The 22989-nt window shown below is 67.5% G+C and carries 17 protein-coding genes and 1 tRNA gene; 8 read left to right on the top strand and 10 right to left on the bottom strand.

What is annotated here, in order from left to right; genetic code table 11:
* Nucleotides 1–617 precede the first annotated feature (617 nt).
* The 3 genes from D9599_RS02115 to D9599_RS02105 all read right to left on the bottom strand — a co-directional run bounded on the left by D9599_RS02115 (nucleotide 618) and on the right by D9599_RS02105 (nucleotide 5663).
* Nucleotides 618–2264, bottom strand: coding sequence for a DUF6351 family protein (locus tag D9599_RS02115; protein ID WP_198379523.1), 1647 nt, complete (start codon nucleotides 2262–2264; stop codon nucleotides 618–620).
* Between the two features lie 81 nt (nucleotides 2265–2345).
* On the bottom strand, nucleotides 2346–4385 hold the full coding sequence (locus D9599_RS02110) for a 3-hydroxybutyrate oligomer hydrolase family protein (protein ID WP_198379522.1): 2040 nt from the start codon (nucleotides 4383–4385) through the stop codon (nucleotides 2346–2348).
* A gap of 306 nt (nucleotides 4386–4691) precedes the next feature.
* Nucleotides 4692–5663 (bottom strand): tripartite tricarboxylate transporter substrate binding protein, encoded by a 972-nt coding sequence (locus D9599_RS02105; RefSeq protein ID WP_198379521.1) that lies wholly within the window; start codon nucleotides 5661–5663, stop codon nucleotides 4692–4694.
* A gap of 383 nt (nucleotides 5664–6046) precedes the next feature.
* Here D9599_RS02105 and D9599_RS02100 point away from each other — a divergent pair, with 383 nt between their 5' ends.
* Both D9599_RS02100 and D9599_RS02095 read left to right on the top strand, forming a co-directional pair.
* Nucleotides 6047–6262: a type II toxin-antitoxin system ParD family antitoxin gene (locus D9599_RS02100; RefSeq protein ID WP_198379598.1), complete on the top strand. Its 216-nt coding sequence runs from the start codon at nucleotides 6047–6049 to the stop codon at nucleotides 6260–6262.
* Nucleotides 6243–9365: a PAS domain S-box protein gene (locus D9599_RS02095; RefSeq protein ID WP_198379520.1), complete on the top strand. Its 3123-nt coding sequence runs from the start codon at nucleotides 6243–6245 to the stop codon at nucleotides 9363–9365. The genes D9599_RS02100 and D9599_RS02095 overlap by 20 nt, the downstream gene beginning before the upstream one ends.
* 399 nt (nucleotides 9366–9764) lie before the next feature.
* Here D9599_RS02095 and D9599_RS02090 read toward each other — a convergent pair whose 3' ends face one another.
* Genes D9599_RS02090 through D9599_RS02080 form a run of 3 tightly spaced genes read right to left on the bottom strand, consistent with a single transcriptional unit; the run spans nucleotide 9765 to nucleotide 13827 of the window.
* On the bottom strand, nucleotides 9765–11348 hold the full coding sequence (locus D9599_RS02090; RefSeq protein ID WP_198379519.1) for an ABC transporter substrate-binding protein: 1584 nt from the start codon (nucleotides 11346–11348) through the stop codon (nucleotides 9765–9767).
* The gene (locus D9599_RS02085; protein WP_198379518.1) at nucleotides 11348–12331 is read right to left on the bottom strand and encodes an aminotransferase class IV; all 984 of its coding nucleotides are present in this window, start codon (nucleotides 12329–12331) and stop codon (nucleotides 11348–11350) included. Before D9599_RS02085 ends, D9599_RS02090 begins: the two co-directional genes overlap by 1 nt.
* A complete protein-coding gene (locus D9599_RS02080) occupies nucleotides 12328–13827 on the bottom strand; it encodes a M81 family metallopeptidase (protein ID WP_198379517.1) in 1500 nt (499 codons plus the stop codon). The genes D9599_RS02085 and D9599_RS02080 overlap by 4 nt, the downstream gene beginning before the upstream one ends.
* Here D9599_RS02080 and D9599_RS02075 point away from each other — a divergent pair.
* The 3 genes from D9599_RS02075 to D9599_RS32385 all read left to right on the top strand — a co-directional run bounded on the left by D9599_RS02075 (nucleotide 13826) and on the right by D9599_RS32385 (nucleotide 16282).
* Nucleotides 13826–14599 (top strand): XRE family transcriptional regulator, encoded by a 774-nt coding sequence (locus D9599_RS02075; RefSeq protein WP_309228512.1) that lies wholly within the window; start codon nucleotides 13826–13828, stop codon nucleotides 14597–14599. The two genes, D9599_RS02080 and D9599_RS02075, sit on opposite strands and share 2 nt — an antisense overlap.
* Nucleotides 14600–14773: 174 nt before the next feature.
* The gene (locus D9599_RS02070) at nucleotides 14774–15934 is read left to right on the top strand and encodes an alpha/beta fold hydrolase (protein ID WP_198379515.1); all 1161 of its coding nucleotides are present in this window, start codon (nucleotides 14774–14776) and stop codon (nucleotides 15932–15934) included.
* Between the two features lie 153 nt (nucleotides 15935–16087).
* Entirely contained in the window at nucleotides 16088–16282 is a 195-nt protein-coding gene (locus D9599_RS32385) for a transposase (protein ID WP_375373024.1), read from the top strand.
* On the opposite strand, the gene D9599_RS02060 is transcribed toward D9599_RS32385, so the two are convergent.
* The 3 genes from D9599_RS02060 to D9599_RS02050 all read right to left on the bottom strand — a co-directional run bounded on the left by D9599_RS02060 (nucleotide 16209) and on the right by D9599_RS02050 (nucleotide 19932).
* Nucleotides 16209–16928, bottom strand: a complete 720-nt coding sequence (locus tag D9599_RS02060) for a bifunctional 2-polyprenyl-6-hydroxyphenol methylase/3-demethylubiquinol 3-O-methyltransferase UbiG (RefSeq protein ID WP_198379514.1) — start codon at nucleotides 16926–16928, stop codon at nucleotides 16209–16211. The genes D9599_RS32385 and D9599_RS02060 overlap by 74 nt on opposite strands.
* Before the next feature lie 94 nt (nucleotides 16929–17022).
* Nucleotides 17023–18798, bottom strand: a complete 1776-nt coding sequence (locus D9599_RS02055) for a DUF2235 domain-containing protein (RefSeq protein WP_198379513.1) — start codon at nucleotides 18796–18798, stop codon at nucleotides 17023–17025.
* A gap of 1044 nt (nucleotides 18799–19842) precedes the next feature.
* Nucleotides 19843–19932: transfer RNA gene (locus tag D9599_RS02050), tRNA-Ser, on the bottom strand.
* 212 nt (nucleotides 19933–20144) lie between these two features.
* Here D9599_RS02050 and rplU point away from each other — a divergent pair.
* The 3 genes from rplU (at nucleotide 20145) to obgE (ending at nucleotide 21843) form a co-directional block, all read left to right on the top strand.
* Entirely contained in the window at nucleotides 20145–20459 is a 315-nt protein-coding gene (gene rplU / locus D9599_RS02045) for a 50S ribosomal protein L21 (RefSeq protein WP_198379512.1), read from the top strand.
* A gap of 36 nt (nucleotides 20460–20495) precedes the next feature.
* Complete coding sequence (gene rpmA / locus D9599_RS02040) at nucleotides 20496–20765, top strand: 50S ribosomal protein L27 (protein WP_043832062.1); 270 nt, start codon at nucleotides 20496–20498, stop codon at nucleotides 20763–20765.
* A gap of 76 nt (nucleotides 20766–20841) precedes the next feature.
* A complete protein-coding gene (obgE, locus tag D9599_RS02035; RefSeq protein WP_198379511.1) occupies nucleotides 20842–21843 on the top strand; it encodes a GTPase ObgE in 1002 nt (333 codons plus the stop codon).
* A gap of 33 nt (nucleotides 21844–21876) precedes the next feature.
* On the opposite strand, the gene D9599_RS02030 is transcribed toward obgE, so the two are convergent.
* Entirely contained in the window at nucleotides 21877–22986 is a 1110-nt protein-coding gene (locus D9599_RS02030; RefSeq protein WP_198379510.1) for a 5-methyltetrahydropteroyltriglutamate--homocysteine S-methyltransferase, read from the bottom strand.
* Nucleotides 22987–22989 lie beyond the last annotated feature (3 nt).

Genomic DNA, 22989 nt, shown 5'->3' with positions numbered 1-22989 from the left:
AGTGCGCACTTTTCCAAATGTTGTTTTGTTTTCATTACGAAAGCGCTCAGTGGCCATTGGAGGTTGGTTCGGCGCGGTGCGGGCGAGGAGCTTCCACGCCGAGGTACGATCCACGGAGATGCGCTGCCAAGTGACCAACGTTACCCGCAGTGCGAAGCGCTACCCGCCTGACTTGGCGCACGAGGAATAGACGAGGTCGAGCCATAGAGGCCCAGGTCCTCGAAGCAGGGCTGCAAGCTCACGTTAGACTCGCACGAGGTGCTGAACGCGATCCGCTACCTGGGACGCTCAGGCAGCAGCTGACGCATGCTGCCCATTCGCTTCGGTCCAAGGCAGACGGGCGATTAGTGGTTCTGGCGCTTCGTCCAACGGCTTTTGCTTAGAGCCCTCCAGGATCTTGCCCCAATGCTGGAAAGGCGCCGCAGTAGGTCAGCCGGCCAGGCGGTATACTCGACAGCCAAACGGTGACGGCACCGTTCACCAAGACGCACGGCTACGTCGGAGGCAAGTGCATTATTGACTGCAGGCGCGACGCGATCCTGGACACGGACAGGTGGATACTAACAGGCTGCTGAAGAAGTCGGGCGTATGGCTTTGAGGTGGCGGCGCACCGCCTGCTATCGCAAATACGACGTCCCAATCTCTGGCACTGCCATGCCTGGGAACTGGGTGCACCGGTAACCTTCTGCCATGGTTGGGGCCGCCCCCCCGTCGTAAACCGCACGTTGTGGGTAAGGGCAGAGCGGGCGGCTGAAGCGGACGGCCCCGTCCGGCCGGTTGCCCTCGCGATTGTGGGCCAAGATCTGATCGGGCGGCGTGCCCTCGTCCACCCAGCGCTCTAAAGCGGCCTGGAGTTCAGGTTGGTTAGGTCCGGGGCCACCCCGGCAATGCTCCATCCCGGGCACCAGGAACAGGCGATAGAAGGACCCAACCTGCTGTCTCGCCGCGGCTTCATCGCCGCCCTGAGCCGCCACGACGCGCTCATGGTAGGCGATGGACTCCGCGAAGGGCACCACCGGGTCGGCCATGCCATGGTAGGCAATCAGCTTGCCGCCGCGCTGCCGGAAGCCCGAGAGGTCGGGGTTCGTCGCGTTGATCACCGGCGCGAGGCGCTCGTCGACCGTGGCCATAGCGCGGTCAAAGTCGAAGCTCCACCAGTTCCAGCCCGCGCCGAAGCCTGCCCAGTGGCGCCAGTAGTTCACCCGGGCGGGTGCCGCGGGATTGCCCGGGTCCGCCCAGTAGAGGCTCCAGCCCGGCAGGTTCGGCGGGCCGCCGCTGTTCTCGCTTCCGCGCGGAAAGGGGAAGTGGATCAGCTCGCCGGTGCGCGGGTTGCGCGGGCCGTCATGCATGGCCCGCAGGGCGTCCACCTGGGGAGCCGTCAGGCAGTTCGCGCCATCCTCCCCCGTGCAGCGCAGGCTGGCCGGGTCGAAACCGCAGGAGAGGGGGTCGTTAAGCCAGGCATCGGCCGGATGTCCTCCGCCCCGGGCACCGTTGTCGGCTCTGCAGGTAGCGAGCACGGCGTCCCCGACCAGCCGCAGCTTTGCCGCAGGAATGATCTGTGCGGCATCCTCGCCCGTGCGGTGATTCCGCAGGTACTGCCAGAGGAAACCCGCGTTCAGGTGGGTGCGGTTGCCGCCCGAGGCTCCGGCAATGATGCCGTCAAAGTCCTCCGGGTAGCGCTGGGCCGAGCTCATGGCTTGGTGCCCGCCAGTCGAGCAGCCGGCGAAGAAGGTGTGGCGTGCGGGTCTGCCATAGAAGCTCGCCACGACCTGCTTTGCGCGGACGACAGACTCGTGCACCGCCCGGTGCCCCCAGTCCACGATCGCCTCCGGGCGGCCCTCGGCGAAGGAGGGATCGTCACCCTGGTGCCCCGTGTCCGTGCCCAGCGTTGCGTAGCCGCGCCGCACGAGTCCGGCCATCTCGCCATAGGAGATGGCAGAGCTGTATCCCCCATTCCCGAACATCTGGAGACGGCCGTTCCAGCCATCCTTCGGCATCCAGAGCTCGAAGCCGATGCGTGAGCCTGGCACGGGCGTGACAACACCCTGCACACGGCAGAAGGTGGGGAGACCCTCCTGGGCCGGGCCGCTGGGCGGCCTGTACGCTCCCGCCGTCACCTCCTCCGCTGCTTCCACCCGTGCTTGAGGCAGCGCCAGGGAGGCGAGCGCCGCGCAGTCGGCCGCGTAGGCCTGCCCCGCCACGCCCGTCAGGAGGGCGAGCGCGGGCAGTATCATCAGCACGGGATCCATCCGCCACCGCTTCATCCGGCTATCCTCCCTTCGGGGCTCGTCGGCCCTGCTGATTTCCATGGTGCGGCAGCGATCCGCCTGGGACCGTTGATCCGGTCAATCCGGGATCGTGACGCGGCCCGCGCTGACGGCGATCCGGTTTCCGGCCACGGGTTCTTCCTGCGGCGGCGGTACGGCTCCCGCTTGGAGGGGCGGCGCCGTTCCCGCACTGCCGCCCCGGGGGACGGTGCGCACCACCTGGCTGGGTGGCAGGGGCGCCTGCACGGTGAGGTGAGCCCAAAGCGCGTCCAGACCGCGCAGGAGATAAAGGTTCAGCGGCACGAAGCGCGTGTCGAAGCCGGGGCCGGAGAGGCCGAAATGCTCGGCATTCTCCACCTCCCAGTAGCGCAGGTTGCCACGGTCGCCCTCCGCGAGGCTGTTCAGCGCAAGATAAGGGCGCGAGGAGAAGGCCACCGGCACGCGATCATCCATTCGCCCATGGACGATGATGGCAGGGCGACCACGCAGATTGCCGTTGGCCAGGAACTCGGCGATGCCAGCCTGGACACGCCGCGCCTCCGGGCTGCTGCCGACTGCCATCTCCCTGAGGCAGAGCGCGCCGTCGAGATTGTAGTCCTGGCGACCCGTGGAGGGTGAGGCCGACAGCCCGTTGCGCCGCGGGCCCGTCGGGTCGCGGTCGTTCACGATGTCCACCGGCCCGAAGGGTGCGCCGCCGGGGGCAGTGGCGAAGCTCTGGGCCAGCACCTCGGGCGGAACCGGCATGGGCCGCCCCTCAGCGTTCACAGCGGCGAAGCTGAACCCGCACACCCGGTCCTCTACCCCGTAGCGACCATGGGCCGAGACGTATTTGGCGGCAGTGGCATCCGGCACGACGGAGTAGTTGTGCGCATGGAGGATCTCGAGCGCCCGGTCGTAGCCGTAGGCATAGACGCGCTCCAGCGCCTCGCGTGCCTGCGCCGCTGTGTCACTCGCCTCCAGCAGTCCCTTCTCGCGCAGGGAGGTGCATCGGTCAGCCGCACGGGTGACCCCGGAACGGGCGGGAGCGTCCTCCGGCAGGGCCAGCACGGCGCAGGGCAGGTACAGGTTGCCGAAGGTGAAATAGTCCAGCAGCATCCTGCCGGGATTCCGCCTCTCCCGCCCGCGATAGGTCACCACCGTGCGGTCGTCGGGCCGGACCTGCACCTGGGGCTCACCCGCGAGCACCGCGTCCACCAGCCTCTCGTCATCGGCCTCCACGGCGTAGAGGGCCGCGCCGCCACCGTTAGAGTTCCCGGCCACGATGACCAGCGTATTGGAGCGGGCGAACCGCTCCGACCCGGCGCGCTCGTTCAGCTGCCAGAAGGCGAACCGGATTGAGCGGAGCACGTCCTGCCCCCAGCCCGCTTCGGCGTTGCGCCGGGAATGGGCGTGCTTGAAGGCGATCCGGTGCGGCGCCTCCGCCAGCAGCCGCTGCTGTGCTTCCGGCGTCAGATCCGCCGCGAAATGTGCGTGCTCCCCCGCCTCGGCGGCTGGGGCGCGGGTGCCGTCGATGCGATGCACCGTGTCGCTCTCGAGGTCGTGGACGCCATTGCCCGCGCCCTTGTCGGTGTAGACCACGGCGCAGCCGCGGCGCAGGCCCCAGAAGCCGAAGTCGACGATGTCGCGGAACAGCGCCGAGGAGCCGTTCACCGGCACGGCGAGGATGCAGTTCCGCTCCCGCGAGAGCTCCTGCGGCACCTGCAGCAGCATCGCCACGTTGTGCGACCCGCCACCGCCGGGGTCGTTCGCGAAGGCCAGATATTCCTCACCGGCGATACGCCCGTCGCCCTCCAGCACCTGACCGGTGGAGGTGTCCACGTTCGGCCCGAAAAGGCGTCCGAAGCCGAACCCCGCATCGCCCCGGCGGAACATGGCTGCGCGCCGCAGTTCGTCCGCCATCGGCGCGCGCGGGTCGGCGTAGCCGGGCGCCGGGCCGGAGAGAAGGCGGGCGACGCCCAGCCCGGCTGTCACGAGGTCGTCCGATCGACCATCAACCGTGCGGTGCCTCTCGACACGGAGCCACTCGGGCCGAGGCGCTACCTCGGCCGAAGCCGGAAGCACTGGCGCCAGGACCATGCCGGTCAGGACGAGGAAGTTCAGGGTCTTGGCAATACTCATGATCGCTTCCTCACCGGTTCAGCACCCTTGTGGGCGTCTTGCCGCAGCAGCAGTCGCTTGAGGACGTAAGTCCCGCACGGAAACGGACATCAGACAATTAAAAGTTCCTGATCCCTTCCATAGGCTCGTTCTATGGGCGAGCTCTGATAGCCGTCACAGCGGCTAGGCACGGCGGCGTTACGAGGGCGCCTTCGCCAAGCAAGTCCTTCGTGTCCCGCCAGGCGCAAGCGGGCTCGGGGGACCGGTCGGCCTTAGTGTTCGCACAACCGCGCCCCTGGCGAGCCCTGCCGGGACTCTACGCCCTGCCTACTCCATGCGGGCGCCAGACAGTTCCACCATCTCCTTCCACATCGGACGCTCACGATCCATGCGCTCCCGCGCACCGGTCGGCGTGCTTGCCAGCGCCTGCCCACCTGCCATCAGGAAGCGCTGCCGGATCGCCGGATCGGCGGCCACGCTCTGAACGGCGGTGGAGAGCCGATCCTGTACCGGCACCGGTAGCCCTGCCGGGCCGATCAGCGCAGACCAGGCAGTGACCACAAAATCGGGTATACCGGCTTCGGCCATGGTGGGGACTTGGGGCATGGTCGGCCAGCGCTCGGCCGTGGTCATGCCCAGCGCACTCATCTGTCCCTGCTGGATCACTCCGGCATAAGAGGCCAGATTGTCGATGGCGAAGTCCACGTCGCCCGACAGCATCGCCGGGATCACCTGCGCCGCGCTGCGGAAGGGCACATGGGTGCATTCCACTCCCGCGCGCTTGAACAACAGCTCCGAGCAGAGATGCGCCGAGGTGCCGACGCCTGACGTGCCATAGACCACCCCGCCCGCCTTTGCCTTCGCCCAGGCCAGGAAGTCCCTCATGTTGCGCGCAGGGACAAACTTCTCCGACACCACCGCAACGTTCGGTACCTCGAAAGCCAGCGAGACCGCCGTAAGGTCGCGCACGGGATCATAGGGCATTGAGCGATAGAGGAAGGGGTTGATGATGAAGTTGCCGACGGGCGCGGTGCCCAGCACGTAGCCGTCCGGTGCGGATTTAGCGACGACGTCCACGCCGATATTGCCACCCGCGCCGGAACGGTTCTCCACCACCACCGGCTGGCCCAGCCGCTCGCGCAGCCCTTCCGCCAGGATCCGGGTCAGCACGTCCGTGGCGCCGCCCGCAGGATAAGGGCAGACCAGCCGTATCGGGCGGTCAGGGTAACTCGGCTGAGCCTCGACCGGGGTGGCGAGAGCGGCAGTGGCGGAGCCGAGAAGCGCGCGGCGTGAGAGCATTGAATTCCTGCAAAGCTGAAGACGTATGGGTTGGGGCAGCACACCCTACCACCAGCCAGTTTCGTGCCAGAGCCGTAAGCTACCAGCCGCGCTCAAATGCCACCGGAAAGCGGGCCACCTCCGTCCGCTCAACGGGATAGCCAGCTTTGCGCGGCTCCAGGCTTGGTCGGCCGTGGCTTACCGCTGTGCCTGAGGGGGCCAGCTTTGGCGCGGCACTGGGGGGAGCCGTTGCAGGTGGGCCATCCCTGCTGGCCGGCCAACCCCGTTAACGGTGGCCGAAAGCTAGCCTGTATGTGGCAGGATTGCCGCACGCCTCCACCTCGCGGACATTGGTGGGTGGACAGATGGTGACACCCTCTGGGGACATCCCCTAAGTGCGCGCCATGCCAGCCCAACACAGCCTCCATGTCGCCCTGACGGCGGAACTGTGCCGGTTCGTCGAGCGCCTCGTCGCCTCCGGCCGCTATCAGACATCCAGCGAAGTCGTCCGCGCCGGGCTGCGCCTGCTGGAGCGCGCAGAAGCCCTGCCGCCCGAACCGCCCGCCCATCGAGCCGCCGCCCTGAAGCCGAGCAATACCGATGAACAGCCGCAAGGTTGACATCGCCCGGCACAGGCTGCCGAGCTCCAGCCGCCTTGCCGAACTCGTCCTGGAGAGCTCGGCCGACTTCGCCGTCTTCACGATCTGCCTCGACGGCGTCATCACCAGCTGGAACAGCGCCGCCGAGCGGGTGATGGGTTGGTCCGAGGAGGAGGCAGTCGGCCGCGACGCCTGCATGATCTTCACGCCCGAGGACCAGGCGATAGACGCCTGCGCGTCCGAAATGACCACTGCCCGGCACTGCGGTCGGGCGGCGGACGAGCGCTGGCACCTGCGCAAGGACGGCACGCGCTTCTGGGGCTCGGGCTCCATGACCCGGCTCGAGGACGACCGAAACGGCGAGCACATCGGCTACGTGAAGATCGTCCGCGACCGCACGGAGCAGCACCTCGCCGGGGAGCGGCTCCGGACGAGCGAGGCCGTGTTGCGCGGCGTGTTCGCGAACAGCGCCGATAGCCTCAAGCTCCTCACGCCCGACGGTCGCCTGACCTCGATGAACGGCCCCGGCCTCCGCATGCTGGAGATCGACGGCGCCGAGCACGTCCGGGGCAGGGAATGGGTGGAGCTCTGGCCGGAGGAGGAGCGCGGGAAGGTGAAGGCCGCTTTGGCCGAGGCACTCGCCGGGCGGGTCGGCCGCTTCCACGGCTTCCGCCCCGCCGCCACGGGCACGCTCCGGTGGTGGGATGTTCAGGTCACGGCCGTGCCCGGCCCGGACGGGCGGCCGGAACTGCTGCTGGCCTCATCGCGCGACGTGACCGAGCGCGAGCGCTCCCGCGAGGCCCTGCGCCTCAGCGAGGAGCGGTTGCGGACCGCCCTCTCCATCCGGACGGTCGGGGTCATGTTCTGGGGCGAGGGCTTCGGCCTCACGGAGGTGAACGACGCCTTCCTGCAGATGACCGGCTTCAGCCGCGAGGAGGCGATCGGCAAAACCTGGCAGGATCTGACCCCGCCGGAGTTCTACCCGCCCTCGCTCAAGGCGGTTGAGGAGGTGACCACCCGCGGCGAAACCACCCCCTACGAGAAGCAGTACTACCGCAGGGACGGCTCGCGCTGGTGGGGCCTGTTCGCGGCCAGACGGCTCGGTGACGAGGTGGTCGAGTTCGTTCTCGACGTGACCGACCGCAAGGAGGCCGAGGCGGCGCTGCGGACCAGCGAGGAGCGCTTCCGCGCCCTGGTAGCCGCCTCCACCGCGACGGTCTGGACCACTGACGCCCAGGGTGTGGTTCGCGAGGATTCGCCAAGCTGGCGCGCCTTCACCGGCCAGGCGCTGGAGCAATGGCTGGGCGTCGGCTGGGCCGATGCGGTCCATCCGGATGACCGCGCCCACGCGGTTGGGGAATGGGCTGTGGCGGTCGCCGCGGGCAGGGTGTTCGACACCGAATACCGGCTGCGCAGCGCGGGCGGAGAGTGGCGTCTGGTCACCGCACGCGGCGTCCCCGTGCGCAATAGCGACGGGAGCATCCGCGAGTGGGTTGGAACGAACACCGACATCACTGCCCAGCGCCGGGCGGAGGAGGCGCGGCGCGCCATTGAGGAGCACTACCAGCTCGCCGTCCGGGCGACCAACGACGCGATCTGGGACTGGGACCTGCGGTGTGACAGTGTCGAGTGGAACGAGGCCCTCCAGGAAACCTACGGCCACCCGCCGGAGCGGGTGTGCCCCTCCGGCGACTGGTGGCTCGAGCAGGTCCATCCCGACGACCGGGAACGGGTTTCCAGGTCCATCCACGCGGTGATTGACGGTGGCGGCGACCGCTGGAGCGACGAGTACCGCTTCCGGCGCGCCGACGGCGGCTACGCCGACGTGCTGGACCGCGGCTTCATGGTGCGCGGGCCGGGTGGCGAGCCGCTCCGGATGATCGGCGCCATGCTGGACATCACCGCGCGCAGGCAGTCCGAGAGAGAGCTGCGGCGGCTTAACGAACATCTCGAGGTCGAGGTCTCCCGCCGCACCGAGCAGCTCCGCCTGCAGGAGGAGGCGCTGCGGCAAAGCCAGAAGCTTGAGGCCGTGGGCCAGCTCACCGGCGGGGTGGCGCACGACTTCAACAACCTGCTGACGGTCATCCGCTCGTCCGCGGGCCTGCTGCGGCGGTCGAACCTGCCGGAGGAGCGGCGCCGCCGCTACGTCGAGGCCATCTCCGAGACCGCCGAGCGCGCGGCCAAGCTGACGGGCCAGTTGCTGGCATTCGCGCGGCGCCAGCCGCTCAGGCCCGAGGTGTTCGTGGTGGGCGATCGGGTCCGGTCGGTCGTCGAACTCGTGCGCCCGCTGGTGGGCGCGCCCGTGACGATTGAAACCTTTATCGAATGCGAGGGCCGCGCGATCGAGGCCGACCCAAACCAGTTCGAGACGGCGCTGGTCAACCTGGCGGTGAACGCGCGCGACGCGATGGAGGGCGAGGGGCGCCTGAGGCTGAGGACCTGGCTCGCTTCAGGGGTGCCGCCGACCCGCGGGCATGCGGGCACTCGGGGCTCCTTTGTCGCGGTCTCCGTGTCCGATACGGGCGTTGGGATCCAGCCTGAGATGCTGGGGCGGATCTTCGAGCCGTTCTTCACGACCAAGGAGGCGGGAAAGGGTACCGGGCTCGGTCTTTCCCAGGTCTATGGCTTCGCCAAGCAGTCTGGTGGTGAACTCCATGTCGAGAGCGAGGTCGGCCAGGGCTCGACCTTCACGCTCTACCTCCCACAGGCGGAGGCGAAACCGGTGGTGGCGCCCACGCAGCCCACCGAGGAGGTCGACGCGCCAGCAGAGGGGCGCCGGAACGTGTTGCTGATCGAGGACAACACCCAGGTGGGAGAGTTCGCCCGGCAGATGCTCGAGGACCTCGGTTACGTGCCCACCTGGGCGTCCAACGCCAAGGCGGCACTCGAGCTGCTGGAGAGCGACGCGAGCCGCTTTGACATGGTGTTCTCCGATGTGGTCATGCCTGGCATGAACGGCCTGGAGCTCGGAAAGGAGATCCGGCGCCGGTGGCCGAGCCTTCCGGTCGTTCTGACCAGTGGCTACAGCCACGTGCTGGCGAACGACGGCGCGCAGGGGTTCGAGCTGCTGAACAAGCCCTACTCGGCCGAGGGACTTTCACGGGTGCTGCGGTCGAGCCGGTGAGGCTCGGATTCAGGCGCTTGGGTTTGGTGGTCCAGATCCAGCGTCGGCATCCGACAGCTACGGAGCCCTCCAGCTGCCCTGAACGGTTTGCTAAAGAATGGTATTTCTGCGGCGCCCGATGGCCCAGGACTAGATGAGGACGGCTCTCATTGTCGTCGCGCAGGGCCTCGGGAGAATTTCTCCTGCTTTCCAACTCGCCCTTTCGGATCTTCCTCGCATTCGCCTGCACACGTCGGCAGACGGGTGCCATGGCGGCCTTTGCGATGGCATCGGGCGTTATCCCGCGGAGGGCAGCGGTGCTCGCCTCAAGCGCCTTCGGCAAAGATCTCATAAGCGAAACTCCAGGGGGAGAGGAGGACGCGCGCCAAGGTCGGCGCGCGGCAGCCAGGAGCGTCGGCCTCAGCCCCGTCGCACATTCCAGAAGGCGGGTGCCGACGCGGTGACGATGCCGGTGAGGCTGGTGCGGTGCGCCATGTTAGGCAGCATTTGCCCGAGCGGTACCACCGGCACCGTCTCGAACGCGCTCCGCTGCACGGCGTCCAGCAACTTCTGCCGCTCGGCCGCGTCGGTACTCTGTAGCCAATCCGCGGACAGCTTCTCCAGCTCAGGGCTGTCATGCCAGCCGAACCAGCCGGTGGCGCCTTGCCCGCGGATGTAGAGGTTCTCCGCGGGATTGGCGACGGAGGACCCCGGCCAGGTCGTGTGAAAGATGCTCCAGCCGCCCTTCTCGACCGGCTCCCTGGAGGTCCGCCGCTGCACTACGGTGCCCCAATCCATTGTTTGCTGCTCGACGTTCATGTTGAGCTTGCGAAGCAGGTCCGCCGTGATGTCGCCGAGCGGGCCGACGATGGGGTGGTCGGAGGCGTGCAGGAGAACCACCTTCTCTCCCTTGTAGCCTGCCGCTGTCACGGCCGCTCGCGCCCTACCGAGGTCCGGTGGCTGCAGCATCGCTTCCGCGCCCAGCTCGTTCACACCGGGCAAGCCGCAAGGGAACATCGCGCGGCATAGGCGGAAGCTCTCTGCGTCGCCGCCCGTCACGGCCTGGAGGTAGTCGTCCTGATTGACGGCGGAGAGGATCGCGCGGCGGAGCGCCACGTTGTTGAAGGGCGCCGTCGCGTGGTTGAAGCGCATGCCGAGGATCAGGCCCAATGGATTCAACGGTCGGACGTTGATCTGGCGGCTCCGCTTCATCACGGGCACGAGGTCGCCCTGAACCGTCTCCAACCAATCCACCTCTCCCGCCTGCAATGCAGCACTGGCGGTTGCGGCGTCGGGCATGATGTGCCACTCGACGCGCTCAAAATGCGCCCGCTTGCCACCGGCGCTCCAGGAAGCGGCCTCGTCGCGCGGCTTGTAGGCGTCGAAGCGCGTGTAGACCACCCGGCTGCCTGCGACGTACTCATCCCGCTGAAAGCGGAAGGGGCCGGAGCCGATCATCTCAGTCACCGGAATCATCGCGTCCGTCTGCGCAATCCGCTCCGGCATGATGAAGGCGGGCGAGGAATGCGGCTTGCCGATGGCGCGGAGCAGTTGCGGAAACGGCCGCTTCAGCCGGATGCGCAGCGTGCGGTCGTCCGATGCCTCCCAGGTTTCGACCGCCGCGGCGAGTGCCTGGCCGAAGCTGTCCCGCTTGCTCCAGCGCTGCAGGCTGGCGGCGCAGTCGCGCGCCCGGACCGGCTCGCCGTCGTGGAAGCGCAGGCCCTCCCGTAGCCGGATTTCCCAACTCAGGCCGTCGTCGCCGCTGCGAGCGCCCTCGGCCATCTGGGGCTGTGGCTGGAGCTGCTCATCCACGCCGTAGAGCGTGTCGAACACCGCGTAGCCGTGCATGGTGGTGACGGCCGCGGTGGTGACGATGGGATCCAGGACGATCAACCCCGTCTCTGGCACGAAGCGGAGCACGCGCGCGGACGCGGGCTGGGCCAAGGCGGGGCGGGCGAGTATCGCCGCTCCCGCAGAGGCAAGAAGGCCACGACGATCAATCATCAGGTCACCTGCTTCGCTGGAGGGAGTGAGGTGGCGTAGTCGACCGGCTCGCCGAGCCATCCTTCGGCTCGGCGCGACCAGTAGGCTTCGTGCAGGCGCCGCGTGTAGGCGCCCGGCCCGTTCCGGATGGCGACGTCGTCCACTCGGGTCACCGGCAGCACGCCGCCCGCCGTGGTGGTCAGGAACACCTCCTGGGCGCCTCGCAGCGCGTCGAGCGAGACCTCGGTCTGCTCGACCGCGATGCCGAGATCGGCGCAGAGCTCCAGCACCGTGCGGCGCGTCATGCCGTCCAGCATGCCCTGCCGCGGGGTCAGCAGCCGGTCGCCCTGGCGAATGAAGATGTTGAAGCCAGGCCCCTCGGTGATGTTGCCGTCGGTGTCGCAGAGCACCACCGTCTCGGCACCGGCATCATAGGCTTCCATCAGGCCCATCTCGAAGTCGAGCCAGTGGTAATGCTTCACCATCGGATCGACGGAGGCGGGCGGCACGCGCAGACGGCGGCTGACATGCAGGTGCATTCCGCGCTCCTGCACCTCCGGCGGCGCAATCCAGACATAGGGGATGCAAAAAGCTTGGAAGCGGTTGATGCAGAGCCGGAGGTCGCGGCTGCCGATTGGGGGTCTGCCGCGCGTCATGATGATCTGCACGTAGGCGTCACGGAACCCAGCGGCCGCGATCAGCGCGTGGACAGCCTGACGGATCTCCTCACGCGCCAATGGCGAGGTCATGCGCAGGCGCCCCAGCGACCGTTCGAAGCGGGTCAGGTGGTCGTCCAGCCGAAAGAGGACACCGTCGCGGGCGGAAATCGTCTCCTGGCACGCGTCCGAGCGCAGGAACCCCCAATCGAGCAAGGGCAGGGTGGCCTCGGCGACGGGAACGACGGCGCCGTCGACCCAGGCCGTACCGCCGGCAAAGCGTGGATCAGCCGGGGCGTGCGACGCCATCTTCCGGGGCGCGGGCCAGGATAGGATCGGCTTGTTCACTGGCGGTGTTCTCCGAGGTACTTGGGCTCCGGAAGGTCGTCGCAGGGCCAGAAGGGTCGCTGCTTCACCCGCCAGTCGATGCTCTCAAGGCTCGGCGTGGTGGGACCGGCACCCGAAATCATCAGCCAGTCCGTCTCCTCATCGAGCAGCGTCCGGAAGTTCATCGGATTCTTCAGCACGACGATGCGGCATGAGGCGATGTCGATGCCGGCGGCGCGGTACTGCTCGTCGGCGTACTCGTAAGTGGCGAAGGTCGGCACGACGATCCGCAGCTCACCCACCCGCAGCACGGCGGTGTCGCCCATATTGCCAGGGGTGCCCGCGCTGATGCCGCCGCTGTACACGAAGCGACCGTCGTGCAGGCTCTCCACCAACGCCTCCACTTCGACGGGTGGATGGAAGCGGGGGTCCAGCTTGGAACCCAGCTTGATGCGGAGCGTCGCCCCAATCCCGGACGCCTTCGCGGCAGCAGCCGCAGGCGGGTCGACAACCAGCACGGCGGCCGGGACGTGCGCCGCATTTCGCAGCAGGGCAGCGAGCATGGCCGGGGCATCACCGGGCGCCCCGCCACCGACGCAGTCCGGCGCATCCGAGATCAACACGCGCCTCGCCGGGTGGCCCAGGGCGCGCTGCACCGCCGCGTCGGGCGTGAGCAGGGGGATTTCGAACTCCCGCCGCCGGTCCCACATATCGCGCACGATGGCATCGGCCACCTGCTCGGCGGCCGCGGCGTCTTTGTCGGCGATGGCCAGCCCCGCGATGCCCAGGTCCAGGATGTCGAGCCAGGGCTGGACAGGGAAGTAGCTGACCGAGAGAACCCGGCCTTCCTGCTCCGCCTTGCGGGCCGCGACCCGCAATCGGGCCATCGGCATATCGCCGTTGGTGGCGCCCGCGGCGACCGGGAGGAGGGCGTCGAGCCGCTTCAGCCGCATCACCGGCCGTACCTTCCCTAGGAGGGTGTTCACGAGGAGCTGCGCGGCGCGGACGCCGGTGCCGTGGGCATCGACGTGCGGGTAGGTTTCGTAGCCGACCAGGATGGTGGCGGCCTCCACCATGCGCGGCGTGACATGCGCGTGCAGGTCGAGGCTGGCAGCAATGGGCACATCAGGGCCGAGCGCCTCGCGCAGGCGCCAGAGGATCTCGCCTTCCGGATCGTCCTCGTCCTCGGAGATCATGGCGCCGTGCAGGGCCAGGAACACGCCGTCGAGTGGCGCCAGGGCGGCGATGCCCGTGACGATGCGGTCCCGGGTGTCCCGGTAGAAGGCGCCTTCCACCCTGCCACCGGAGCCACCATGCGCCACGAGAACGGGATGGAGCGTGAAGCCCGCCGCCTGGAGGGTCTCGATGCCACCGGTGACTGCCAGGTCACGGCCCTCAACAGCGGGCATCACCGCGGTGCCTTCAGCCAGCACCTTGCGGGCGAAGTCCTCACGCCGGTGGAGTTGGTCGGAGAGCGTGTTCCCCTCGAACTCGAAGCTGGCGATCGCAACCTTCATGGTGCCGTTCCCCCGTGACGGTGGTATGTTTCTCCTATTTTCGACGATCCGCAAGAATTTTCGAAATCGAAAACCGGGGGCATGTACGATGGCTAAGTCTGAGGAGCGCAAGCAAACCGCTCTGGCGCACCTTGCTCCGGAGGAGGTCCGGCGTCCTGGTGCGGCGGTTGTGTTGGGCCAGCCGGAAGTAGGGCGGAAACTGGGTGACGGCCGCAGGGCCAAGCAGTGGACCCTCGCGCACCTCTCCCGGGAAAGTGGGGTGGCGGTCGGCACCCTGTCGAAAGTCGAGAACGGGAAGAGTGGCGCCTCGTTCGACACTGTGTCCCGGGTGGCCCGCGCCCTAGGGCTGCGGATAGACGACCTGCTCAGCCCGGCCAGCCCGCGCTTCGCCATGGGGCGGCGTGTGATCTCGAAGCGCGGCGAAGGCGTACGCTTCGGCTTTAACAGCTACGACTACCTGGTGCCCTGCAACGAGCTGACCCGGAAGGCCATGGTTCCGCTGCTCATGACCATTCGCACGCGTGAGGTCCTGCCGCCGGAGAGCTGGGCCAGCCACGAGGGCGAGGAGTACATCTACGTCATCTCGGGCAGCATCGAGCTCCACACCGAGTACTACGAGCCAACGCGTCTCGATGAGGGCGACAGCGTCTACATCGACAGCACCATGCGCCACGCTTTCACGAGTGTCGGCGAAGAGGACGCGCGCATCCTCTCAGTGTGCCTGGCTGACTCGCTGCCTCGCTTGTTCGCGGATACGCCTATGGGCCTCTAAGCACCTAGGGTTGCCTAAGCGGTGTCTCCCCAGTTGTACCTCGATTATCCGGGTCGTAGCGTCCTCCGCGGGGCAGGGCAAAAGCCCCAAGGAGGAAACAGAATGAGAGAATTGCTTGCTCCGCGCCCAGGCGGAAGAAAAGCGGGATGGTTGACCAGCAGTCTTGGAGAGCGAATGGTTCTAGCCGCTCTCGGTCTTGCCGTGACTTTGGCCAGTTCCTTGGGAAGCGCACCGGCTGCCGCTCAGGCGTCTCCTGTCCAGACCTGCGATCTGGGTGAACTGAAGCTCGAGAGCGGCGCGTCCATTCCCAACCTACGCATGACCTACATCACGCACGGCACCCTCAACGCCGAGCGCAGCAACGCCATCCTTTCCATTCATGGACTGCGGGGCAATCGGGACGCGCAGAGCTTCCTTGCCGGGCCAGGACGAGCGTTCGACACCGATCGCTACTTCGTCATCCAGCCTGATACGCTGGGCGTGGCGTCGACGGATCCGAATGCCACAACGTCGCCAACGCGATCCGGCATGAACATGAATTTTCCACGCTTTGGCATTCGCGACATGGTGCAAGCCGAGCACCGGCTACTGACCGAGTGCCTGAACATCCGCCATCTGGTTGCGGTCACGGGCATTTCGATGGGCGGGATAGGCAGCCTGCAATGGGCGGTCAGCTACCCAGATTTCATGGATGCAGTCATTCCCATCGTTCCACAGGCAAATGCGACCCGGCAGACGAACTTCATCTGGGAGGCCGCGCGCCAAGCCATCATGCTCGACCCCAAGTGGCAGAACGGGAACTATCCGGCTAACGATCCGCCGCGCCGCGGCACGGGCATTGGGATCAACATCCAGAACGCCTTCGGCTTCTCGCCAGAGTCCTTTGCGGAGATGTTCCAAGACCGCGCTTCTGTCGAGCGCTTCTACGCCACGACGACCGATCAGCTCGGCAACGCCACCGATGCTCGTGACTGGGTTTACCGCACCTGGGCGATCGTGGACCACGATATCGCCAGGACGCCTCCTTTCAACGGCGACCTGCGCGCAGCCGCGCGCTCCATCAAGGCGCGGCTGCTACTTATGCCAAATTGCTTCGACCAGCTTCTCACTCCGGGAGAGAGCGGTGTGATGGAGGTGGCAGCGTATGCGCCGAACGCCAAGATTGTTGATCTGGACGACATAGCCGGTCACAGCGGCAACTCGACCCCGCGCAGCGTGACCATCATCGCAGCTGAGGTCCGCGATCTACTCCAGCGCGTTGCGGATGGCCGTCCTGGCTTCACTGGGCCACGCATCCCCCGGCATTGGAGCCGTGAAGACCGCTGCCCGAACTAGGCTCAGGACCCGTTGATAGGGCTAGCACCTGATCTCGATGGCGGCCGGAGGTGCTGCCATGGCTGACCTGTACTGGCTCACGAGGGCGCAGATCCGGCGGGTTGCGCCCTCCTCCCGCTCTCGCACAGGCTGCCTCGGATCGACGATCAGCGGGTGGTCAGCGGCATCATCCACGTGATCCGCAATGGGCCGCGCTGGCGCGACGCGTCTGCCGAGTACGGGCCACACGAGGCCCTGTACAACCGCCTCGTGCGATGGTGCCACTTGGTCGTGTTCAGCCGCGTCTTCGCTCGGCTCGTGCGCCAATTGGGCGAGCCGGAGTGCCTAATGTGTAGGTGGCGTTCTTGACCTCCGGCAAGATGAGGTGGGGCAGCTGCGGCAGGGCGCCCGCCGCGTCATCCGGCAGGCGGAGGACTACGGCGGTCCAGGAAATGTCAGGGCGTCCCTGGAGGTCGGGAGACGGCACAGCGCGAACCACCTGCATGCCGTGGCTACGAGCCAAGGTCTCGACCTCAGCGAAGCTGACAGGGTGTCCGCCGCGCCCATCGTCAGGTCCGTGGCGCAGGGTCATGACGAGCAGCCCGCCCGGCCTTAAAAGACCTACTAGCTTCCGGAAGGCACGTGGCCGGTCTGAGGGCGCGACGTGCTGCCAGACCGCGCTCAGGGATACCACGTCGGCCGCAACACCCGAGCGGGACGCCGTCGTCAGGGCGGGCAGGCTGTCCGCGAGCCAGCGAATCCTTGGTGAGGGGTGCCGTGCCTCGGCTTCCGCCCGCATCGCGGTCGAGGGCTCGATGGCGACGACCTCGTATCCAGCCCCGGCGTAGGCGCCCGCGTCACGGCCGGTGCCCGCACCGACATCGATAATGACCGCAGGAGGTGCGGGCAGCAGATCGGCCAGCCAGTCGCGGGTAACCGTCGGTGGGACCGCCTCATAGGCAGCCGCCAGCCGGGCAGCATTCGCGTCGTACCAGGAACTTTCAGGAGCCTGCACTCGAGCACCGTAGCAAGCAGATGGCGTGGTCAATCCAGAGGGGGCATGGTTCAACTGGCAAGGGAGCAACCGTCCTTCAACCAGGCGCAACACTTCAACTCGGCGATACGAAGTGCCAAGGACCTATTCTTGGAAGCACCCAGACCGCCTCCTCCAGGCCAAGCTTCCCGTCAAGTCTGGTCAGCTCCAGTTCGAGTTCCCCGGAGTTGTTGAGGTAGGTCTGCCAGAGATCATTGGCGAACAGGTAGAGCATGCCTGCGGGACGCTCGCTCCGGATAAGAACGCTGCTGCCTTCCATCGTCAGGCTCTGCCCGATCGGAGCCAGTTGGTTCAGCAAGAGCCTGGGATCGCGCTTGAGCAGGTAGGCGAAGGCCAAGCCGAGCGGCAACTCGCGCAGAGGCCATCGCCGCGGCCCGGCGATCGTGACGCAAAGGGTCATCCAGGGCGCCCCCCGGACACGCCTGCGCCAGCGCGCTCGCCACCGCGGGTCACCCGGCCGCTCCCCCGCCACGTTGCCCGCAGGTCCGCATGGGGGGCAACTGGCGTCACGCCAAAGGCCGCCTACCCACCGCAGCCGGTAGTAGATTGGCCGATCGGGATCGCCCTGAAGGATAAGCCCGGTTCGGTCCCACTGCCGGTGCGCCTCCGCGCGGAAGGCCACTGTCTCGCCGGGGCGAAGGTCATGGAGATCGTAGCGGCCCGTCTTCGCGTAAACCCTTTGCGCCCGCTCAAAGACACTGCTGTGGACCGAGATGCCCGCACCGGTGGTTGGTGGCCCACCAAAGACCTGCGCCCATCGCGGCCAGGTACCTAGCCAGCTCCAGGATGGGCGGCGCGACGTCTCGTCGTGGAGGCGCGCCATCGGGTCGGGCTTCAACGCCGCGAGAGTGCCGGGCCTGACAGCGAGGTCATGCCTCATGGCCCGCTCGAGCATCCATCCGAGGGTGATATCGGACAGGCCAGTCTCCGGGTATCCGCCCCCGATATCGGCGTGCACGCCCCGGAACCAGACCTGCTCCAGGGTCTCCGTCCACCCGGAGCGGGTGCCCCCAGCCTTCCAGAACAGGGTTGGGAAGAAGGTGGCCCGACGCTCGTCCATGGAGAGCGCGTGGTAGACATGGCGGCAGTTTGGCATCGGGCTGGTGTTGAGTGCCCGGCTCTCAAATCCCTGGGGCTTGAACCACCAACCCCAGAGCGGCGCGCCCAGCGAGGCGACCGTGTCGAACACGCCCAGCATCTCGATGGGAACCTCGCGCCAGACGAACTCGTCCTGGACCGGTACGCCGGTGCTGCGGCTTTCTCCTACCCGGCCGCGCTGGGCCGAGTAGAGCGACACCAAGGCGGGCGCGTAGCGAAGGTTGGACGCCTTCAGAAGCCCACAGGTGCGGATCACCCCGGCGATCGCGCGCGCCGTGTAGGCGCCGCGGGAGAAGCCGAAGATGTAGATGCGGTCGCCGGGACGGTACTGGCGGACAATCTCGGCGTAGCCATCCAAGATGTTTTCGGTGATGCCCGTACCGGTCAGGCCTTCCCACCCCTGCCGCAGTCGCCCGGCAATGCCGAGCGCCGTCGCCAGCGGAGAAAGCCATAGCCACCCCGCCCACCGCTCCAAGGCGGCACCTGCCCGGGCCGCGCGCGACGTGCCGGTGCCGACGCCTGGATCGTACCAGATCGTCTGGGTCTCATCCTCGACCAGCGCCTGCCCCAGCTTCCACACGTTTGTTGCGGCAGGGTCATCGGCGTCTGGTGGGCGGTTACCGGTCCCGTCGCACAGGATGACGATGCGGCGGCCGCCCGCTGGAGGAGCGGCGGCCGGTAGGGGGTCAAGGGCCACCTCCGTCACGCCATCGGCAATCAGGGTCTCGCCCAATTCCCGAACCTGCTGGAACAGCTTGGCCACCCTGAGTGTGGCCCACAACGACGCGGCTGCGGCTATAGCTGCTCCAAACCAGAAAGGCACGCCGAGGATCGTGCCGAGCCAACTGGCGAGCGCTGCGGCGAGAAGGGCCATTGCTACGGCGAACGCGTACGCCTCAAGGACGCGCCGGCTTCGCCGTGAAGCGGGGATATGCCAAATCGAGCCCCGGCGGCGCAGGACGACCTCGAGGGCTTGCGTCGCCAACCAGGCGGAGGCCAGGACCAACCCGGCGCCGATCGCAGCCCGGCTTGCGAGGTCCAGGGCAGCAAACATGACGTAACTCCGTCAAACCGAGGCTGACCGTAGTAATGCTGACAGCTACCCGCAAACGCTGTTTCGGGCGCCGCCGGGACTGGGTGACAGGTCTGTGCCGCCACTCGCCGTGGCTTACATTCAGCTCGACAATCCCTCGGCAGCCCTGGCCCGGCATAACGGGAGCGGCCGAACAGTCTGCATCATCTCCGCCGTATGGGGCTGACGCCCTCGTCTCACGGCATTGCCACAACACCCCGTCCATCGCGCTATCCGGGCAGCCGCAGCACCGGAGAACGCGCTGCACCTACGGGGCGGATACCACCTCCATCCCGGGCGCGAGCGACTTGGAACGGTATGATTGGGAAGAATCCACCGCGGAGGTCGCGGCTTGGAGTGCTGCCTGCAAGACCGGGCAGGCGAATGGCTGGCGATGAACTCACGGGGTGAGAGGCTACACAAGCCACCATAGGAATGGGCGGCGTTGCAGCCTTCGAGCACAGGCCTGTTCCATGGCCTTGCGTTCCGGCCCGGTGGGCAACGCCTCGACCGCCCTTCCTCTGATCTGGGCGACTTTGGCTTCTCCCCTGGGCCGTGAGCTCAGCCCACGAGTTGCGAGGGGGGGCTGCCGGACGGACCGAAAAAACAGCGGCTTGCGGGGCAGAAAACGGAGCCGCATCAACAGCTCGCCTCCGAAGCTCGGAGGTGGGCGGAGGCTCACGGACGCAGGCGGTATAAGCAAAATGGCGGAGAGGGTGGGATTCGAACCCACGGTAGGGTTGCCCCTACTCCGGTTTTCGAGACCGGCCCAATCGGCCACTCTGGCACCTCTCCGGCGTGGCGCCCCTATAATGCCCCCCGCCGCCCCTTGCAACGCACCATGAGCGAGACCGATGTTGACGGGCCGGGTTCCGGACCGCTATATGCCCGCCTCTCCGGTGAGCTCCCCCTTCCAGGGTGCGGGCCCCGCCGGTACAAGCACGACCTGGCCAGGATCAGCCCGGCCTCCATCAAACCGGCCGAGACGAGAGCGGACCCTCACCCCCATGACCTACGCAGTGATCCGCACCGGCGGCAAGCAGTACCGCGTGACCCCGAACGCCGTCCTCACCGTGGAGAAGCTCGAGGGTGAGGCCGGCGCCTCCATCACCTTCCACGACGTGCTGGCGGTGGGCGGCGAGTCCGGCCTGACCATCGGCGCGCCGACGGTGCCCGGCGCGACCGTCACCGCCACGGTGCTTGAGCAGAAGCGCGGCGAGAAGGTGATCATCTTCAAGAAGCGCCGCCGCCAGAACAGCCGCCGCAAGAATGGCCACCGCCAGAACCTGACGGTTCTGCGCATCGGCGACATCGCGGCCTAATCCCAGAAGCCCCCAGATAAGCCAAGGAGACAGACCATGGCGCACAAGAAGGCCGGCGGCTCCTCCCGCAACGGGCGCGACTCCGCCGGCAAGCGGCTCGGCGTGAAGCTCTATGGCGGCCAGGCCGTCCGCGCCGGCAACATCATCGTGACCCAGCGCGGCACGAAGATGATGGCTGGCCGCAACGTTCTCGTCGGCCGCACCCACTCCCTCCACGCGCTGGTCGACGGCGTCGTGAAGTTCGAGCGCAAGGCGGACCACCGCGTGGCCGTCTCGGTCGAGCCCCTGGCGGCTGCCGCCGAATAGGGCCAAGGCCCCCGACAGCGATGGATCACGGGGGCCCCTCGCGGCCCCCGTTTCTGTTTTTGGATCCCCGATTCCCATGAAGTTCCTCGACGAGGCCAAGGTCTATCTGAAGGCCGGTGACGGCGGAAACGGCGTCGTCGCCTTCCGTCGTGAGAAGTACATCGAGTTCGGTGGGCCGGACGGCGGCAATGGCGGCCGCGGCGGCAACGTCCTCGCCCAGGCGGTGGAGGGACTGAACACCCTCATCGACTACCGCTATTCCCAGCACTTCAAGGCCCGCAAAGGCGGCAACGGCGCCGGTTCGGACCGGACTGGCGCGGCTTCCGACGACGTGATCCTGAAGGTGCCGGTCGGCACCGTGATCCTGGCCGACGACAAGGAAACGGTCCTCGCCGACCTCATCGAGCCCGGCCAGACCGCCATCCTCTGCCGCGGCGGCGATGGCGGCCACGGCAACGCCCATTACAAGACGAGCACCAACCGCGCGCCCCGTCGCGCCGATCCCGGCTATCCCGGGGAGGAGCGCTGGGTCTGGCTGCGGCTGAAGCTGATCGCGGATGCGGGCCTCGTTGGCTTGCCCAATGCCGGCAAGTCCACCTTCCTGGCCGCCAGCTCCGCCGCCCGCCCGAAGATCGCAGACTATCCCTTCACCACGCTGCACCCGCAACTCGGTGTCGTGCGCCTGAACGCGACCGAGGAGTTCGTGCTGGCCGACATCCCCGGTCTGATCGAGGGCGCGCATGAGGGCGCAGGCCTCGGCGACCGCTTCCTCGGCCATATCGAGCGCTGCGCGGTGCTGCTGCACCTCATCGACGGCACCCAGGCCGACCCGGTCGAGACCTACCGCACCGTGCGGGCGGAACTTGAAGGCTACGGCGGCGGGCTTGTGGACAAGCCCGAGATCGTGGCGCTGAACAAGATGGACGCCATGACGCCGCAGGCGAAGACCTCGCGCATCAAGGCCCTGGCACGCGCCATTGGGAAGGAGCCGCTGCTCATCAGCGGCGCGACCGGGGAGGGCGTGCCTGAAGCGTTACGCGCTCTGGCCGATACCATCAAGGCCGCGCGCCAGAAGTAGGAAGGGCCGGGGAACGCCCCCGGCCCGGCCCGGTTACACCTCGCCCCAGACCTCGCGGGCGACATCGACGCAGAGCCGCAGCTTGGCCCATTGCTGCTCGACGGTCAGCAGGTTGCCCTCCTCGGTCGAGGCGAAGCCGCATTGCGGGGAAAGCGCGAGCTGCTCGATCGGGCAGTGCTTCGCCGCCTCCTCGATCCGGCGCTTCAGCTCGTCCTTCGTCTCCAGCTCGCCGCGCTTGCTGGTGACGAGGCCCAGCACCACCGTTTTGCCCTTCGGCAGGAAGCGCAGCGGCGCGAAGCTGCCCGAGCGCTCGTCGTCGTATTCCATGAAGTAGGCATCGACGTTGATGCCGTTGAACAGCACCTCCGCCACCGGGTCGTAGCCGCCGGCGGCGATGTGCATCGACTGGAAGTTGCCGCGGCAGAGGTGCATCGAGACAAACATGTCCGAGGGCCGGCCCTCGATCGTGCCGTTGATGATGTCCGCGTAGCGGTTCAGCAGGTTGTCGGTGTCGTCACCGCGGGCCTTGAGCATCGCGACCTGATTCGGATCGCAGAGATAGGCGATGTTCACCTCGTCAAGCTGCAGGTAGCGGCAGCCGGCGGCGGCGAAGGCCTTCATCGCGCCGTTGTAGGCGCCGGCCAGGTCCGCGAAGAAGGCGTCCATCTCCGGATAGACGGCCGCGTCCACCGCCCGCCGCCCGCCGCGGAAATGCAGCACGGAGGGGGAGGGAATGGTCTGCTTCGCCACCGCGCCATCAGCATGGGCGGCGACATAGGCAAAGTCCTGCACGAAGGGATGGGCCTCGTAGCGGAGCTTCGAGGTGACCTTGAGGCCGTAGGATTTCGTCTGCCCGCCCTGGAACTGAATGCCCTGATCGGCCTCGTACATCTCGACGCCGCCGAGCTTCGCCAGGAAGTCGAAATGCCAGAAGGCGCGGCGGTACTCGCCGTCCGTCACGGCCTTGAGGCCGACGTTCTTCTGCTCGCGGATGGCGTCGGCGATGCAGCGGTCCTCGACCTCGCGCACGGCATCGTCGTCCTTCTGCCCGGCCGCGCGGGCGGCACGGGCCTCCCGCAGCACGGGGGGGCGCAGCAGGCTGCCCACATGGTCGGCGCGGAAGGGTGGCTTGCCATTCGGCATGGC

The sequence above is a fragment of the Roseomonas sp. KE2513 genome (assembly GCF_016107305.1).
Classification (GTDB): domain Bacteria; phylum Pseudomonadota; class Alphaproteobacteria; order Acetobacterales; family Acetobacteraceae; genus Roseomonas.
This window is presented reverse-complemented; position numbering and strand designations above follow the sequence as displayed.

Coding starts and splice junctions, on each gene's coding strand:
- D9599_RS02030 (WP_198379510.1), bottom strand. CDS start 22,986: ATGCCGAATGGCAAGCCACCCTTCCGCGCCGACCATGTGGGCAGCCTG.
- D9599_RS02095 (WP_198379520.1), top strand. CDS start 6,243: ATGAACAGCCGCAAGGTTGACATCGCCCGGCACAGGCTGCCGAGCTCC.
- obgE (WP_198379511.1), top strand. CDS start 20,842: ATGAAGTTCCTCGACGAGGCCAAGGTCTATCTGAAGGCCGGTGACGGC.
- D9599_RS02090 (WP_198379519.1), bottom strand. CDS start 11,348: ATGATTGATCGTCGTGGCCTTCTTGCCTCTGCGGGAGCGGCGATACTC.
- D9599_RS02115 (WP_198379523.1), bottom strand. CDS start 2,264: ATGAAGCGGTGGCGGATGGATCCCGTGCTGATGATACTGCCCGCGCTC.
- rpmA (WP_043832062.1), top strand. CDS start 20,496: ATGGCGCACAAGAAGGCCGGCGGCTCCTCCCGCAACGGGCGCGACTCC.
- D9599_RS02070 (WP_198379515.1), top strand. CDS start 14,774: ATGGTTCTAGCCGCTCTCGGTCTTGCCGTGACTTTGGCCAGTTCCTTG.
- rplU (WP_198379512.1), top strand. CDS start 20,145: ATGACCTACGCAGTGATCCGCACCGGCGGCAAGCAGTACCGCGTGACC.
- D9599_RS02075 (WP_309228512.1), top strand. CDS start 13,826: ATGGTGCCGTTCCCCCGTGACGGTGGTATGTTTCTCCTATTTTCGACG.
- D9599_RS02110 (WP_198379522.1), bottom strand. CDS start 4,385: ATGAGTATTGCCAAGACCCTGAACTTCCTCGTCCTGACCGGCATGGTC.
- D9599_RS02100 (WP_198379598.1), top strand. CDS start 6,047: ATGCCAGCCCAACACAGCCTCCATGTCGCCCTGACGGCGGAACTGTGC.
- D9599_RS02105 (WP_198379521.1), bottom strand. CDS start 5,663: ATGCTCTCACGCCGCGCGCTTCTCGGCTCCGCCACTGCCGCTCTCGCC.
- D9599_RS02080 (WP_198379517.1), bottom strand. CDS start 13,827: ATGAAGGTTGCGATCGCCAGCTTCGAGTTCGAGGGGAACACGCTCTCC.